This window comes from Ruegeria sp. CDSA077 (genome assembly GCF_059612265.1).
In genome coordinates, this window is sequence record NZ_JBXWQG010000005.1 from 14,066 (window position 1) to 29,567 (window position 15,502).

General features: G+C 58.5%; 13 protein-coding genes. 10 read left to right on the top strand and 3 right to left on the bottom strand.

The window, feature by feature from the left end:
- The first annotated feature begins 62 nt into the window (after positions 1–62).
- From AC2FLE_RS11990 to amaB, 5 genes are all read left to right on the top strand, one after another.
- Positions 63–1,040, top strand: coding sequence for an ABC transporter permease (locus AC2FLE_RS11990; protein ID WP_142638424.1), 978 nt, complete (start codon positions 63–65; stop codon positions 1,038–1,040).
- On the top strand, positions 1,037–1,987 hold the full coding sequence (locus tag AC2FLE_RS11995; RefSeq protein ID WP_271950952.1) for an ABC transporter permease: 951 nt from the start codon (positions 1,037–1,039) through the stop codon (positions 1,985–1,987). The genes AC2FLE_RS11990 and AC2FLE_RS11995 overlap by 4 nt, the downstream gene beginning before the upstream one ends.
- A 4-nt stretch (positions 1,988–1,991) precedes the next feature.
- Entirely contained in the window at positions 1,992–3,701 is a 1,710-nt protein-coding gene (locus AC2FLE_RS12000; protein WP_271950949.1) for an ABC transporter ATP-binding protein, read from the top strand.
- Between the two features lie 139 nt (positions 3,702–3,840).
- Complete coding sequence (locus AC2FLE_RS12005) at positions 3,841–4,947, top strand: saccharopine dehydrogenase family protein (protein ID WP_496692672.1); 1,107 nt, start codon at positions 3,841–3,843, stop codon at positions 4,945–4,947.
- An 18-nt stretch (positions 4,948–4,965) separates the two neighbouring features.
- The gene (amaB, locus tag AC2FLE_RS12010; protein ID WP_496697276.1) at positions 4,966–6,462 is read left to right on the top strand and encodes an L-piperidine-6-carboxylate dehydrogenase; all 1,497 of its coding nucleotides are present in this window, start codon (positions 4,966–4,968) and stop codon (positions 6,460–6,462) included.
- Between the two features lie 38 nt (positions 6,463–6,500).
- Here amaB and AC2FLE_RS12015 read toward each other — a convergent pair whose 3' ends face one another.
- Complete coding sequence (locus tag AC2FLE_RS12015; protein WP_496697278.1) at positions 6,501–8,078, bottom strand: DUF5928 domain-containing protein; 1,578 nt, start codon at positions 8,076–8,078, stop codon at positions 6,501–6,503.
- A gap of 142 nt (positions 8,079–8,220) precedes the next feature.
- Between AC2FLE_RS12015 and AC2FLE_RS12020 the strand changes: the two genes are divergently transcribed.
- Positions 8,221–9,039, top strand: a complete 819-nt coding sequence (locus AC2FLE_RS12020) for a sulfotransferase family protein (RefSeq protein WP_142638414.1) — start codon at positions 8,221–8,223, stop codon at positions 9,037–9,039.
- A 185-nt stretch (positions 9,040–9,224) separates the two neighbouring features.
- Here the strand turns inward: AC2FLE_RS12020 and ilvD are convergent, their stop codons facing one another.
- Positions 9,225–11,057: a dihydroxy-acid dehydratase gene (gene ilvD / locus AC2FLE_RS12025; protein WP_496692675.1), complete on the bottom strand. Its 1,833-nt coding sequence runs from the start codon at positions 11,055–11,057 to the stop codon at positions 9,225–9,227.
- Positions 11,058–11,164: 107 nt separating this feature from the next.
- On the opposite strand from ilvD, the gene AC2FLE_RS12030 reads away from it, so the two are divergent.
- The 4 genes from AC2FLE_RS12030 (at position 11,165) to AC2FLE_RS12045 (ending at position 14,113) form a co-directional block, all read left to right on the top strand.
- Entirely contained in the window at positions 11,165–11,722 is a 558-nt protein-coding gene (locus tag AC2FLE_RS12030; protein WP_496697281.1) for a helix-turn-helix domain-containing protein, read from the top strand.
- Between the two features lie 2 nt (positions 11,723–11,724).
- Entirely contained in the window at positions 11,725–11,994 is a 270-nt protein-coding gene (locus AC2FLE_RS12035; RefSeq protein ID WP_142638410.1) for a CBU_0592 family membrane protein, read from the top strand.
- An 80-nt stretch (positions 11,995–12,074) separates the two neighbouring features.
- Positions 12,075–12,929: a 3-mercaptopyruvate sulfurtransferase gene (sseA, locus tag AC2FLE_RS12040; RefSeq protein WP_142638408.1), complete on the top strand. Its 855-nt coding sequence runs from the start codon at positions 12,075–12,077 to the stop codon at positions 12,927–12,929.
- Positions 12,929–14,113 (top strand): amino acid aminotransferase, encoded by a 1,185-nt coding sequence (locus AC2FLE_RS12045; protein ID WP_281973850.1) that lies wholly within the window; start codon positions 12,929–12,931, stop codon positions 14,111–14,113. Before sseA ends, AC2FLE_RS12045 begins: the two co-directional genes overlap by 1 nt.
- A gap of 64 nt (positions 14,114–14,177) precedes the next feature.
- Here AC2FLE_RS12045 and AC2FLE_RS12050 read toward each other — a convergent pair whose 3' ends face one another.
- The gene (locus tag AC2FLE_RS12050) at positions 14,178–15,500 is read right to left on the bottom strand and encodes an ammonium transporter (RefSeq protein ID WP_281973849.1); all 1,323 of its coding nucleotides are present in this window, start codon (positions 15,498–15,500) and stop codon (positions 14,178–14,180) included.
- Between the last annotated feature and the right edge of the window lie 2 nt (positions 15,501–15,502).

Here is a 15,502-nt window from a genome sequence, read left to right on the forward strand (position 1 = left end):
TAGCGGTATCTTGACCACCCCGCCCGGGCCTGCATAGACAGTCCGATCAACGAGGAAAACGAATGTTCGCTTATATTGTCCAAAGGATGTTCCAATCCGTGATCGTGCTGCTGATCGTGGGTCTGGTTGCCTTTTCGATGTTCCGCTTTGTCGGTGATCCGATCGACAACATGCTGGGGCAGGAACGTACGCAGGCCGATATCGACCGGCTGCGGTCCGATCTTGGTCTGGATCAGCCGTTTCCGGTGCAATATTTCAAGTTCCTGCAAGGCGCGGTGCAGGGCAATTTTGGCGTGTCCTACCGGCAAGGCCGACCGGTTTCGACCATCATAGCCGAACGCGCCCCCGCGACATTGGAACTGGCCTTTGTGTCGGGCTTTCTGGCCATCACCCTTGGCATCGCGCTGGGCGTTTTCACAGCGATTCGACGACAGGGGGTGGCGGCGAATATCATCATGACCGTGTCGTTGATCGGGGTTTCCCTGCCAACCTTCCTAATCGGGATATTGCTGATCTATATATTCTCGGTTGAATTGGATCTTTTACCCAGCTTTGGGAGGGGCGAGACCGTTATGATTGGCGGCTGGTCCACGGGGTTCCTGACGACCTCGGGGCTCAAGGCGCTGATCCTCCCGGCGATCACGCTGGGCCTGTATCAGATGACGCTGATCATGCGGCTGGTGCGGTCGGAAATGCTTGAGGTCCTGCGTGCCGACTATGTCCGTTTTGCACGTGCGCGTGGGCTGTCGGACCGGGTGATCAATTTTCGCCACGCGCTGAAAAATACGCTGGTGCCGGTGATCACCATCACCGGGTTGCAGCTGGGCTCGATCATCGCCTTTGCCATCATCACCGAGACGGTGTTTCAGTGGCCCGGTGTGGGCCTGCTGTTCATAAATGCGATCCAGTTTGTCGATATCCCTGTTATGGCCGCCTATCTGATGCTGATCTCGGTCATGTTCGTGTCGATCAATCTGATCGTCGATCTTTTGTACTATGCCATTGACCCGCGCCTGCGTGTCGACGCGAGGGCCACATGACCGATACTTCTGAAACTTCGAGACAAGTGCCCAAATCACGACTGGCCCAGTTCTGGGACAGCGATTTCGCATGGTCCTTCCGTCATTCACCCGTGGCGATGGTTGCCTCATTTGTTGTGGTTCTGCTGGTGCTGGCGGCAATATTGGCCCCGCTGATTGCGCCGCATAACCCGTTTGATCCGGCAACGCTGAACCTGATGAACGGATTTACACCGCCGGGCACGCCGAATGCCTTTACGCAGGACACGTTCCTGCTGGGCACCGACGATCAGGGGCGCGATGTGTTCTCGACCATCCTCTATGGGATGCGCATATCCCTGTTTGTCGGCGCTGCGGCGGTGCTGCTGGCGCTGATCATCGGAGTTGTTCTGGGGCTGGTCGCGGCCTATTTCGGCGGCTGGGTCGAGACGCTGATCATGCGGGTCGCAGATGTGCAGCTGACCTTTCCGGCCATTCTGGTCGCTATGCTGATCTTTGGCATCGCCAAAGGCGTGACCCCACCCGAATATCGTGACGAGATGGCGATCTATGTACTGATCATCGCCATTGCCCTGTCCGACTGGGTGCAGTTTGCCCGGGTCGTCCGCGGTGCTGCGTTGGTGGAAAAGAACAAGGAATACGTGCAGGCCGCCCGCCTGATCGGGCGCGGTTCTTTCCCGATCATGTTCCGCCACATCCTGCCCAATGTACTCAGCCCGGTTCTGGTCATAGCCACGATCTCACTGGCGCTGGCGATCATTGCCGAAGCCACGTTGAGCTTCCTCGGCGTAGGGGCACCACCAACCCAGCCGTCATTGGGCACGCTGATCCGCATCGGGCAGGGCTTCCTGTTCTCGGGTGAGTGGTGGATCTTGTTCTTCCCGGCCTGCACCCTGTTGGCGCTGGCCCTGTCTGTGAACCTGCTGGGCGACTGGCTGCGCGATGCGCTGAACCCCAAGCTGCGGTGATTTCATGAGCCTTCTGACGATCAATGACCTGACGGTCGAATTCCCCACCCGCCGCAAATTGTTCACAGCCGTGGACCATGTGGACCTGTCGGTTGAACCCGGAGAAATCCACGGCTTGGTTGGCGAATCCGGGGCCGGAAAATCCACCATTGGCGCGGCCATCATGGGATTGTTGGACCGCCCCGGCCGTATTGCCAGCGGTACGATCCAGCTGAGCGGTGACCAGATCAGTGGTCTGGATGCCGAGGCGATGCGGGGGCTGCGCGGCAAAAAGATCTCGATGATCTTTCAGGACCCGCTGACCTCGCTGAACCCGTTATTCACCGTGCGCGAACAACTGACCGAGACCATTCAGGCCCATCTGGGCGGCACGGATGCCGAGGCGAACCAACGCGCGCGCGATCTGATTGACCGAGTTGGCATTCCTGATCCGGACACGCGGCTGGACCAGTATCCGCACCAGTTCTCGGGCGGGATGCGGCAGCGTGTGGTCATCGCGCTTGCCTTGTGTACCGAACCGGATGTGATCATCGCGGATGAGCCGACCACGGCGCTGGACGTCTCGGTTCAGGCGCAGATTCTGGACCTGATCAAAGAACTGGCGCGGGAACGTCAGGTGGGCGTCATCCTGATCACCCACGACATGGGTGTGATCGCGGACACGACGGACAAGGTGACGGTGATGTATGCGGGCAAGGTTGTCGAAACCGGCCCGACCGCGCAGGTGATGGGGCAGCCCACCCATGAATACACCAAATCGCTGATCGCTGCCGTGCCGCGCCCGACCCTGAAACTGCATCGCTTTCCCCAGATCAGCTATGGTGGACGCGAGACACGCTTTGCCATCGAAGACATGGCCCGCCACTGGCCCAAGGTGGATAATGACACCAGCAAACCGGTGTTCGAGATCCGCAACCTGACCAAGAAGTTCCTGCAGCGCAAAGGCCTGTTGCCCTGGGACCGCACCTATTTCACCGCCGTTGACGAGGTAAGTTTCGACATCCGCGCAGGCGAGGTGTTTGGCGTTGTGGGTGAATCCGGCTCGGGCAAGTCGACTGTCGCACGGATGATTGCAGGGTTGTACCCTGTGGATGGCGGCACGATTACATTCGACGGGCAGGTGGTGAGCGATCTGACCAATCGGACCGCGCTGGATGCCTATCGCAAGAACATCCAGATGATCTTTCAGGACCCGTATTCCTCGCTCAATCCCCGTATGCGGGTGGATGAGATCGTGGCCGAGCCGATCCGCCATCACAGGTTGATGGAAGGTGCAGATATCAAACGCCGCGTCGATGAGTTGTTGGATCAGGTGGGACTCGGCCATGAGGCCGGGCAGAAATACCCGCATGAATTCTCGGGCGGACAGCGGCAACGTATCTCGATTGCACGTGCGCTGGCCACGCAACCGCGATTCCTGATTTGTGACGAGCCAACCAGCGCGCTGGACGTGTCCATTCAGGCGCAGATTCTGAACATCTTGAAGGACCTGCAGGAACATCTGGGCCTGACCCTGCTGTTCATCAGTCATGACCTGCCGGTGGTACGTCAGATGTGCGACCGAGTGGCAGTGATGAAACAGGGCCAAATTGTCGAGTTGCAGGAAACCAATAACTTATTCGCCAACCCCCAGACGGATTATGCCCGCGAATTGTTGCGCCTGATGCCCAGGCTTGATGACCTGTCGACCGAGGGGTTGGACGCCGAATCCTGAGGCAGTGACGATTCCAGTATTGGCGGTATGACGGAAGGTCCGTCAATATGGCGATAGTTTTGACGTTTTCGTCAAGATTGCCTCTGCAGATTGAACAACTGTGCCTTCATACTTTCTGAAACGAAAGAGGAGGCGCGTTTTGAGCTGGAATATCTGTGTCATCGGAGCAGGCAAGATCGGTCAGATGATCGCGACTTTGCTGCAATCTTCATCCAACTATTCTGTCACGGTTGCCGACCGCGATCTGGCGGCGTTGTCCGTGCTGAATCGGCAGGGAGTTTCGACCCGCCAGATTGATGTCAGCGATGAAACGCAGCTGGCTGAGGGTCTGAACGGTTTCGATGCGGTTATCTCGGCGGCTCCGTTTTTCCTGACCCCACGGATTGCCAAAGCCGCCAAATCGGCCGGCGCGCATTATTTTGACCTGACCGAAGATGTTGCCGCCACCAACGCAGTGCGCGAGTTGGCCGCCGACAGCGAGACGGCGTTTATGCCGCAATGCGGGTTGGCACCGGGTTTTGTCGGCATCGCCGGCGCGGCCTTGGCTGCCGAGTTCGATACGCTGGACAGCCTGCATATGCGGGTCGGGGCGCTGCCGCTCTATCCCACCAACGCATTGAAGTACAATCTGACCTGGTCCACCGATGGGCTGATCAATGAATATTGCAACCCGTGCGATGCCATCGTGAATGGCGAACGGGTCAAGACCGCACCGCTGGAGGATTACGAGCGTTTGGGTCATGACGGGGTGGAATATGAATGCTTCAATACCTCGGGCGGGTTGGGCACGTTGCCAGAAACCCTGGACGGAAAGGCGCGGGACGTGTCGTACCGATCGATCCGCTACCCGGGACACCGTGATATTCTGCGTTTGCTGCTGAATGATCTTGGATTGGAACGTCGTCGCGACCTGATGAAGGAAATCTTCGAGACCGCGCTACCGCGAACCGATCAGGATGTGGTTCTGGTTTTTTGCACTGCAAAAGGCAAGATCGATGGGGCTCTGCGCGAGAAATCCCTGATCAACAAATCTTATGCCCGTACCCTCAATGGTCAGGTCTGGAGCGCCATTCAGGTCACCACTGCTGCCGGTGTTCTGGGTGTGGTTGATCTGATGCGAACGGGTGCTTTGCCCGGCAAAGGGTTCGTGCGGCAAGAGCAGGTGAACCTGTCTGATTTCCTGAACACCGAATTCGGTCAGCTTTATCGCACCGGGGACATAACCAAACAGAACAAGGCGGCCTGAGATATGAAAGACATCGCTATGACAGCCCAAACAACCCTTGCAAATCTGGACCTGACAGCCGCTGAGCTGATGGGCGGCACGCTGGCTGTACGCTCGCCCATTGATGGCGGCATTCTGGCCGAGGTACATGAAACGCCTGCGTCGGGGATGGGCACGGTGTTTGCCAATGCCAAGACGGCATTCAAGGCGTGGCGCACGGTTCCAGCCCCACGCCGGGGCGAGCTGATCCGCCTGCTGGGCGAGGAATTGCGCGCCGCCAAGGACGATCTGGGTGCGCTGGTCAGCTGGGAAGCTGGTAAGATCACCTCGGAAGGTCTGGGTGAAGTGCAGGAGATGATCGACATCTGCGATTTCGCCGTCGGCCTGTCGCGCCAGCTTTATGGTTTGACCATCGCATCTGAGCGCCCGGGCCACCGGATGATGGAAACGTGGCACCCGGCAGGACCGGTGGGCGTGATCTCGGCCTTCAACTTCCCGGTGGCGGTCTGGTCGTGGAATGCCGCGCTGGCGCTGGTCTGCGGTGATCCGGTGATCTGGAAGCCGTCTGAAAAGACGCCTTTGACCGCGATGGCCTGCCAGAAGATCTTTGAACGTGCACTGGCCCGATTTGGTGATGCGCCCGACCACCTGCTGCAGACCCTGATCGGAGGTGCCGCGCTGGGCGAGGCGCTGGTGGCCAGCGAGGACGTGCCGGTCATTTCGGCGACCGGGTCCACACGGATGGGCCGTGCCGTAGCCCCCATCGTGGCGCAGCGGTTCGGGAAATGCATTCTCGAGCTTGGCGGCAATAACGCGATGATCGTGGGCCCTTCGGCCGATCTGGAAATGGCCGTGCGTGCGATTGTCTTTTCTGCTGTCGGCACAGCCGGTCAACGCTGCACCACGCTGCGCCGTCTGATCGTTCACAACTCGATCCGCGAGGAGCTGGTGAGCCGGTTGAAAAAAGCCTATGCCGGTCTGCCCATCGGCAATCCGCTGATCGAAGGCACTTTGATCGGTCCGCTGGTGGACGAAGCCTCGGGCGCGGCCATGACCGCTGCGCTGGACGCTGCAAAGGCCGAAGGCGGCGCAGTCTTTGGTGGCGACCGCGTGACCGAAAACGTCCCCGCCGGTGTCTATATGCAGCCCGCGATTGTCGAGATGCCTGGCCAGACAGCAACCGTAAAGACCGAAACCTTTGCGCCGATCCTCTATGTCATGGGGTACGACGCGTTCGACGAAGCCATCGAATTGCAAAATGACGTACCGCAAGGTCTGTCGTCTTGCGTATTCACTCTGAACTTGCGCGAGGCCGAGCAATTCCTGACCGCAGCGGGATCGGATTGTGGCATTGCCAATGTCAATATCGGGCCATCGGGGGCCGAGATCGGTGGCGCATTTGGTGGCGAGAAGGAAACCGGTGGCGGGCGTGAAAGCGGCTCGGATGCGTGGAAGGCCTATATGCGCCGTCAGACCAACACCGTGAACTACTCAGCCGAGCTGCCGCTGGCGCAAGGCGTCAAGTTCGACATCTGATCGTGCTGTCGGCGGTACCTGATGGTGCCGCCGGCTCATCAATCTGCAAACAAATAATCCAATCGCATGATGGCCTGCGCCTGTTCCTGTGAAACATTCAGAAACCGGACAATGGCGTCTTCGTTTTCTGTCCGGTCGCTGGTTTCCCGCAGGCGTGCATGTCGATCCAGCGCGGTGCCCCGGATCAACTCGGATTCGTATTCCATCGCGTTGTGCAAAGTTGGGACAAGCCGTGCCACGGTTTCGGTCGGGCTGTCCTGACCGGCCAACCCCACACGGCGGGCGTGGCCGATCAGGTAATCGTCGGAATATTCACACACGACTTCAAGCACATGGGTTTTGACCTGATCTGCACAGAAGTCCTGAATGATTTCGATATCTGAGGGATCGATGCATAGAACCAGTCGGTCGGTTTCGAAACTGTCAAACAGCATCCGCACAAGAGCACGCCGGTGGCGGGACCGTTTGAGCAAGGTCGTTTCGATGCCGCCCAGATCGGGCAGAGCCGTATCCTGTTCGTTGAACAGATACTCGACACAAGGGATATCGGTTTCGGACTTAATCTGATCGACCAGACGCTTGGCCACATGCCATTTCTTGCACACGATCAGGAAAACATCGCGGTCCGGTCCCAGCGTATTTCCGGCCTCCCAGAACCTTTGCTTGTGGCGGCGTCCGACGCGCCCTCTTGCGGTTAAGAAACTATGGAGATTGCGACCTTCATCCGAGATGTGAAAATCCACCCCATCCGCAGAATAGAGCTGGCCCAACCGGTCCTTCAGCTCATGTGCCTCGGGGCTGATTTTGCGGGCGAACAGAAAATCCTGCCCTAACAGCATGTCGTAATGGTCGTTATAGAATGTCACGGGCATTCCGTAGTCCGAGAACATCAGGAATGTGAGCGTTCGGTTGTCGATCTCTTCACGGGGAACAAGGTGGCGGACAAGCGTTTGAAAGAAGGTCTCATCCGGTATCCAGGTGGTCGAGAAAAAGCGGATTACATCCGGGCGCTGGGCCAGGAATTCAAAGATCATTTCAACAGTATGACGGCGCAGACACCACCACTGACTGCCGATCATGACCTGGATGTCAGCCGGAACCTCGCGGGTCAGACCAAGTTTTTTCTGTACGTCATAGGATGTATAGAATCGTCTGCTCTGGGTGCGTTCATTGAAGAAATGGCGATAGATCAGCCGGTCTTCTTTCATGCCGGTCTTGATCCAGTTACTGGCAAAAAAGTCGTGGCTTTCGACAAAATCCCTGTCGTTGTCGTTCAGGAACTGATGCGCGTATTCCGCTGTTTTGATCGCCATACAATCCCCTGACAGCATGTAGAAATGCGTCGCGCGGGGAAAGGCCTCGAGGGCGGCTTGCACTGCGTTCAATGTGGCCTGTACCAAAGACCACTCGCCCCAACCGCATTTGATGCGTTTGGTTGCAAAAGTGACATTCGAATTGGCCTGAAGAGCGCCCTGAATGCGTGCATAGGCCTCGCGACTTGCGCGGGCGTCAAAATGTATGGCCATGCAATCGCCAGCGGCGGTTAGCTGCTCGGCCTGCGCAATGATTGCGTCAGGGTCCTTGTGGCACAACAAAATGTAGGCAATTTTTGCCATTTCAGTTCTTTGTTATCCGTTTCTGCCCGGTTCCCTCTGTGATACTGAGGATGAGCGATTGAATAAACAGATTATTTTTGGTTCTGTAGATACAAAAGCAGGCGCGAATAGTGAGTTACGACCTGTTGAGGAGGCGCAGCAAATGGGTTTTCCCGGTACATGGATGACCGAGAGCGAGAGCATGGTTTACCGTGTTGTCCCGAAATGTGCATGCTCAACCATCGGGCAAATCATGTATTTTTCGGATCATGGCCGGTTTTTTGACGGCGATATCCACGATGCCAAGGACGGGATGCATAAGTGGGCGTTCGGTCCCAGCCAGGAGCCGATTTCGACAAATGTCCGAAATCACAACTCCTTTTCTTTCACCTGCGTGCGGAACCCGTACACGCGAATTCTCAGTTCGTTCTTTGACAAGATCTGTGGAATTCAGCGCAACGGCAAACGGTATCGCGGCAATCTGGTGCCGACGCTGATCTACAATTACGGCATCGAGGTTGGCGGAGAGGACGGTCAGGGTGATTTCGACCAGGTCGCCAGTTTCCGCAGATTCCTGTTATTTGCTCGTGACACGATCAGGTGGCGCCGGCCCATGGATCCGGATATCCACTGGTCCGCCATGTCTGGCCATGTGTCGACCTTTATTGCAAATGGCGGACGATATGATCGCATCTTCTGGACCGAGAAGTTCAACGATGGGATGCAAGGTGTTCTGAGCAACCTGGACACGCCACACAAGGTGGCCCTGTCCGAAATCCCGCGGTTCAACGAATCCGAAGGCCACGGACCCAAACGAAAGCATCCTGTCGAGGACTATTTCGACGACCTGTCGATGCATCTTGTCTACGAGATCTACAAACAAGATTTCGATCTGTTCAAATACGATTTTGAAGATCCGGCCAACAAGATGCCGATCGCCGAGATTGATCTGGATGAAGTCCACGCCAAGCTTGGGGATTGAGCTGGAAATCACCTTCTCCCGCCCATCGGCAATGTATCTTGCGAAACATCTCCTCTGGTTGGGCCTGGCGCCGCGCTATGCGCCGCGCCAGGCCCAAGACCGAAGCCGATAGCGCCAGAAGGCGCGGGAGCGCTTTGGGAATTGATTGGGCCGGATCACTTGATTTGGTGTCCGGCCCTTATGTCTTAGACCTCCCGCACGGCCCCTTTTGCCGCGCTGGTTGTCAGTTTGGCATAGGCTTTGAGCGCGGTTGAGACTTTGCGCTTGCGGGGCGCTGCCGGTATCCAGCCTTTTGCATCCTGCTCCTGGCGTCGTTCGGCAAGCACTTCATCTGAGACTGCCAGATGGATCGAGCGGTTGGGGATGTCGATCTCAATACGGTCACCCTGGCGCACCAGTCCGATCTCGCCACCTTCGGCCGCCTCGGGTGAGACATGGCCGATCGACAGGCCGGAGGTTCCACCCGAGAACCGTCCATCCGTCAGCAAAGCACAGGCTTTTCCCAGACCTTTGGATTTCAGGTAAGACGTCGGGTACAGCATTTCCTGCATCCCCGGACCGCCGCGCGGGCCTTCATAGCGGATGACCACCACGTCGCCCTCTTTGACCTTGCTGGTCAGAATGTCGTTCACAGCCTGATCCTGGCTTTCGCAGACATAGGCCGACCCGGTGAAGGTCAGGCTGGCCGGATCGACACCGGCTGTTTTCACGATACAGCCGTCGCGGGCAATATTGCCGAACAGAACCGCCAGACCGCCATCCTGGCTGAACGCATGTTCTTTCGACCGGATCACGCCGCCTTCGCGGTCGGTGTCCAGCTCTTTGTACCGGTTTGACTGGCTGAAGGCCTGCGTGGTGCGCACACCGCCCGGCGCGGCCTTGAACAAGTCTTGCGCCTTGGGGTTGTTGGCCACCTTGATGTCCCAATTGGCAATCGCCTCACCCATCGTGCCGGAATGGACCGTGCTGCAATCCTCGTGCAGCAGCCCGGCGCGGCTGAGTTCCCCGAGAATTGAGAAGATGCCACCGGCGCGGTGGACGTCTTCCATATGCACATTTTCGGTATTGGGTGCGACTTTGCACAGGCAGGGCACCTGACGGCTGAGACGGTCCATGTCGGTCATGGTGAAATCCACCTCGCCCTCATGCGCGATGGCCAGCAGATGCAGCACCGTGTTGGTCGATCCGCCCATGGCGATATCCAGGCTCATTGCGTTTTCGAACGCATCGAACGTGGCGATTTCGCGCGGGAGGAAGCCTTTCTCGTCCAGATCATAGTGCCGTTTGGTGATCTCGACGATCCGGCGACCGGCTTCAAGGAACAGCTCTTTGCGGTCCGCATGTGTGGCCAGAGTCGAGCCGTTGCCCGGCAGCGCCAGACCCAGCGCCTCGGCCAGACAGTTCATCGAGTTGGCGGTGAACATGCCCGAGCACGACCCGCAAGTCGGGCAGGCGTTTTCCTCGATATGCTGAACCTGCTCATCGGTGAACTTGTCGTCAGCGGCGGCCACCATAGCGTCCACGAGGTCGATCTTTTTGGCGTCCAGATCGGCGATGTCGATCTTGCCCGCCTCCATTGGCCCACCCGAGACGAAAATGGCGGGGATGTTCAGGCGCATCGCGGCCATCAGCATGCCGGGCGTGATCTTGTCACAGTTCGAGATGCAGACCATCGCATCAGCACAGTGCGCGTTGACCATATATTCAACAGAATCCGCGATTACCTCACGCGAGGGCAGCGAATACAACATCCCGTCATGGCCCATGGCGATACCGTCATCCACCGCGATGGTGTTGAATTCCTTGGCAACACCACCCGCGGCCTCGACCTCGCGCGCGACCATCTGGCCCAGATCCTTCAGGTGGACATGGCCCGGCACGAACTGGGTGAACGAGTTGACGATGGCGATGATCGGCTTGCCGAAGTCATCATCCCCCATGCCGGTCGCGCGCCACAGGCCACGGGCACCGGCCATGTTGCGGCCATGGGTTGAGGTTCTGGATCGGTACAAAGGCATGATGCTGTTTCCCTATTGCCTCGGGTTGCATGTCTTGGGGTTTGTGCGTTATAGCGCACGTACCACATGTGCGCTATAACGCACAAGAGGATTCGAAAGACATCATCATGGCACCGGACGAGATCACGCTGAAATTACGGGACATGCGGGCCGCATCTGGGCTGAGCCTGTCCAAAGTCGCCGAGATGACCGGCGTCAGCAAAGCCATGCTGGGTCAGATCGAGCGTGGCGAATCCAGCCCGACCATTGCAACGCTGTGGAAGATCGCCAAAGGGTTTCAACTGCCGCTGAGCGCGCTGATTGAAACGGCGAATGGCGATCCATCGGTGTTTCAGACCGTGACCTTTCCGGGCAGTATCGAAGTCAAGATCGTCTTTCCCTTTGATCCCGCGCTGGGGGCCGAGACCTTTCACGTCAGCCTGACCCCGAACCAAAGCCACGAGTCGCCTGCCCATGCGGCGGGCGTCACCGAAGAGGTCTTTGTCCTTTCCGGAACGCTTGAAATCCTGCGTGGAGAGGCCTGGGTGCCGCTGAACGCCGGGCAGGGGCTGCGCTTTGCCGCCGACTTGCCGCATGGCTATCGCGCGGGCGCGCAGGGGACTGCGTTTTTGAACATGCACCATTATGGGCAGCACAGCGAGTTTCCTGAAAACGGCAAGGGCTGATCATGACTGCGTTTCTTGACACTTTGACCATCGCGGATGGAATTGGCTCAATCGGCGCGATGATCGTGGTCGCTGCGTATTTCGCCACGCAGATGCGGATGATGAATTCCGACGACCTGGCCTTTCCAGTGGTAAACCTGTTGGGGTCGATTCTGATCGTCTATTCGCTGTTTGAGAACTTCAATTTGGCCTCGATGCTGATCGAATCCTTCTGGATTTTGATCAGTCTGATCGGGATCGCTCAGTTTTTCCGCCTCAGGCGGGCCCGTTAGCGGTACAGGCCGCCATCCAGCCTTGAACAGACATGCGCGCGCGTATAGGGACAAACCAAGCGCGCATAGGGGAGGCATTGATGCAGGACGATCCCAAAACCCTCGTTTCAACCGAATGGCTTGCGGCCCATCTCAAGGATCCGGACCTGCGGGTCCTGGACGGATCATGGTATCTGCCGCAACACGGACGCGACGCCAAAGCGGAATATGACGCGACCCATATCCCCGGCGCGCGATTCTTTGACATTGATGATATTGCCGATCTTCGGTCGGACCTGCCGCATATGGTGCCTCCGGTCGAGAAATTCATGTCGCGCCTGCGGGCGATGGGCGTGGGGGATGGCCATCAGGTGGTGGTCTACGACGGCTCGGGGTTGTCCTCGGCCGCGCGGGTCTGGTGGATGTTCCGCCTGATGGGGCAGGACAACATTGCCGTGCTGGACGGTGGCTTGCCGAAATGGCTTGCCGAGGGGCGAGAGGTTGAAGACCTGCCGCCTGTTATCCGCGACCGCCACATGACCGTGCGGGTTCAGAACCATCTGGTGCGTGATGTCACGCAGGTATCTGCCGCAGCCAAGCTGGGGGATCACGAGATCATCGACGCACGCGCAGCCGGTCGCTTCGCGGGTACCGATCCCGAGCCGCGCGAAGGGCTGCGGTCTGGTCGTATTCCCGGATCACGAAACGTCCCCTTCGGCACCTTGCTGAACAAGAATCACACGATGAAATCGCCCGAGGAATGCCGCGCCATTTTCGAGGCCGCTGGCGTCGACCTGTCGAAACCGGCGATTACCTCATGCGGGTCGGGTGTGACCGCCGCGATCCTCAGCCTTGCGCTCGAGCGCATGGGCAAGAAAGACCACTCGCTTTATGACGGCTCCTGGGCTGAATGGGGTGCCTTCCCGACCCTGCCCGTCGCAACCGGAGAGACCTGATGTTTGAACATCTCAAACCGCAACCTGCCGACAAGATTCTAGCGCTGATGCAGATGTACCGCGAAGACCCGCGCGATCAGAAGATCGACCTGGGTGTTGGCGTCTACAAGAATGCCGAAGGTATCACGCCAGTGATGCGCGCGGTCAAGGCCGCCGAAAAGCGCATTCTGGAAGAGCAGGAAAGCAAGGCCTATACCGGTCTGGCTGGTGATCCGGCCTATGCGGATGCGATGATTGACCTGATCCTGCGCACATCGGTGCCGCGTGGCAACATTGCCGCTGTGGCTACGCCCGGCGGAACCGGTGCTTGCCGTCAGGCATTTGAGATGATCCGCATGGCCAACCCCTCGGCCCGCGTGTTCGTCTCGAACCCGACCTGGCCAAACCATCTGTCGATCCTGAATTACCTGGGGATCGAAGCGGTTCCATACCGCTATTTCGATGGCGAGACTCGTGGCGTCGATTTCGACGGCATGGTTGCCGATCTGAAAACCGCCAAGTCGGGCGACGTGGTGTTGTTGCACGGCTGTTGCCACAACCCGACCGGGGCCAACCTGAACCTGGTGCAGTGGCAGGAAGTGGTGAACATCATCAACGAGCTTGGCCTCGTGGCGATGATCGACATTGCCTATCAGGGTTTTGGCGACGGTCTGGAAGAGGATGCGCAGGCGACTCGCCTTGTTGCGTCTTCGGTCAAGGAATGCCTGATCGCGGCGTCGTGTTCCAAGAATTTCGGCGTCTACCGTGAACGCACGGGCCTATTGATGGCAATCAGCGCAGATGCGGGACAGACCGCGTTGAACCAGAGCACGCTGGCCTTTCTGAACCGCCAGAACTATTCATTCCCGCCCGACCACGGCGCGCGCGTGGTCACCACGATCCTGACCGACCCCGTCCTGCGGGCCGACTGGGAGGCCGAGCTGGAAGAGATCCGCTTGTCCATGCTGGGGCTGCGCCAGCAACTGGCCGATGAGCTGCAACGCCACAGCGGCTCCGACCGGTTCGGCTTTGTCGCCCAGCATCGCGGCATGTTCTCGCGCTTGGGCGCGGCACCGGAACTGGTGGAACAACTGCGCGCTGATCACGGCATCTACATGGTCGGCGACAGCCGTCTGAACATTGCCGGGCTGAATGCCAACACGGTTCCGATTCTGGCCAAAGCGATTATCGACGTCGGAGTTTAAATCTGCGGAAAAAAAAGAAACCCGGGCGACACCGCCCGGGTTTTTTGTTGGATTGGGTTGGATATCAGCCCTTTGAGAACTCTGGGTACGCTTCCATGCCCAGTTCCGCCATGTCCAGGCCGTTGATCTCATCCTCTTCGCTGACTCGAATGCCGACGGTGGCCTTCAGGATCGACCACAGGATCAAAGCGCCGACAAAGGTGAACAGACCGTAGGCGAGGATACCCAAAAGCTGCGTACCCAGGCTGGCTTCGCCGTAAAAGATCACGGCGATGGTGCCCCAGATCCCGGCGAACAGGTGAACCGGGATGGCACCGACAACGTCGTCGATCTTGAACTTGTCCAGCATTGGAACCGCAAAGACCACGATGATACCGCCTACGGCACCGATCCAAAGCGCGCCGAACAGCGTCGGGGCCAGCGGTTCCGCAGTGATCGACACCAGGCCGGCCAGCGCGCCGTTCAGCACCATGGTCAGATCAGGCTTTTTGTACAGCAGCTGTGTCAGGATCAGGGCTGCCACTGCGCCTGCCGCTGCGGCCATGTTGGTGTTAGCAAAGATCCGCGACACGTCGGATACGTCACCCACGGTTCCCATCGCCAGCTGCGAGCCGCCGTTGAAGCCGAACCACCCCAGCCACAGGATGAATGTCCCCAAAGTGGCCAGCGCCAGGTTCGAACCGGGCATCGGATGAACCTTGCCGTCTTTGTACTTGCCAATCCGCGGACCCAGGATCAGGGCACCTGCCAGAGCCGCCCAGCCGCCAACCGAATGCACGATGGTCGAGCCGGCAAAATCCGAGAAACCAGCCTCGGACAACCAGCCGCCGCCCCACTGCCACGAGCCTGAGATCGGGTACATGACGCCGGTCAGAACAATCACGAAAACCAGGAAGGGCCACAGTTTGATACGTTCAGCTACAGCACCCGATACGATCGACGCGGTTGCAGCCACAAACACCAGCTGGAAGAAGAAGTCCGAACCAACCGAAGCATAATCCAATGCCGCGGCGTCAGCACCCACGCCCACCGGATCCAGGACCGTGGTTTTGAAGAACGGTCCAACCCACCCCGCGATGGTCCAGCCGTCGCCGGGGTACATCAGGTTGAAGCCGATCAGCCAGTACATGATCGCGGCAAAGGAAAACAGCGCCACGTTCTTGATCATCTGCATGGCCACGTTTTTCGACCGCACCAGCCCGCCTTCGAGCATGGCAAAGCCGGCGGCCATGAAGAACACCAGGAACCCTGCCATCAGAAACAGCAGCGTTGTGAAGATGTATTGTGTGTGCAGCGCGGCTTCGCCGGTGGCGGCCTCCTGCGCTAGGCCAATCTGCGGCAGCGCGACTATCGCGGCGGCAGGGATGAGAGATTTCATCAGGTTCATTG

What these genes read in the sequence shown, in the direction of transcription:
- AC2FLE_RS11995 (WP_271950952.1), top strand. Translation starts at nt 1,037, where the DNA reads ATGACCGATACTTCTGAAACTTCGAGACAAGTGCCCAAATCACGACTG.
- AC2FLE_RS12015 (WP_496697278.1), bottom strand. Translation starts at nt 8,078, where the DNA reads ATGGCAAAAATTGCCTACATTTTGTTGTGCCACAAGGACCCTGACGCA.
- AC2FLE_RS12000 (WP_271950949.1), top strand. Translation starts at nt 1,992, where the DNA reads ATGAGCCTTCTGACGATCAATGACCTGACGGTCGAATTCCCCACCCGC.
- AC2FLE_RS12050 (WP_281973849.1), bottom strand. Translation starts at nt 15,500, where the DNA reads ATGAACCTGATGAAATCTCTCATCCCTGCCGCCGCGATAGTCGCGCTG.
- AC2FLE_RS12035 (WP_142638410.1), top strand. Translation starts at nt 11,725, where the DNA reads ATGACTGCGTTTCTTGACACTTTGACCATCGCGGATGGAATTGGCTCA.
- amaB (WP_496697276.1), top strand. Translation starts at nt 4,966, where the DNA reads ATGACAGCCCAAACAACCCTTGCAAATCTGGACCTGACAGCCGCTGAG.
- AC2FLE_RS11990 (WP_142638424.1), top strand. Translation starts at nt 63, where the DNA reads ATGTTCGCTTATATTGTCCAAAGGATGTTCCAATCCGTGATCGTGCTG.
- AC2FLE_RS12030 (WP_496697281.1), top strand. Translation starts at nt 11,165, where the DNA reads ATGGCACCGGACGAGATCACGCTGAAATTACGGGACATGCGGGCCGCA.
- sseA (WP_142638408.1), top strand. Translation starts at nt 12,075, where the DNA reads ATGCAGGACGATCCCAAAACCCTCGTTTCAACCGAATGGCTTGCGGCC.
- AC2FLE_RS12045 (WP_281973850.1), top strand. Translation starts at nt 12,929, where the DNA reads ATGTTTGAACATCTCAAACCGCAACCTGCCGACAAGATTCTAGCGCTG.
- ilvD (WP_496692675.1), bottom strand. Translation starts at nt 11,057, where the DNA reads ATGCCTTTGTACCGATCCAGAACCTCAACCCATGGCCGCAACATGGCC.
- AC2FLE_RS12020 (WP_142638414.1), top strand. Translation starts at nt 8,221, where the DNA reads ATGGGTTTTCCCGGTACATGGATGACCGAGAGCGAGAGCATGGTTTAC.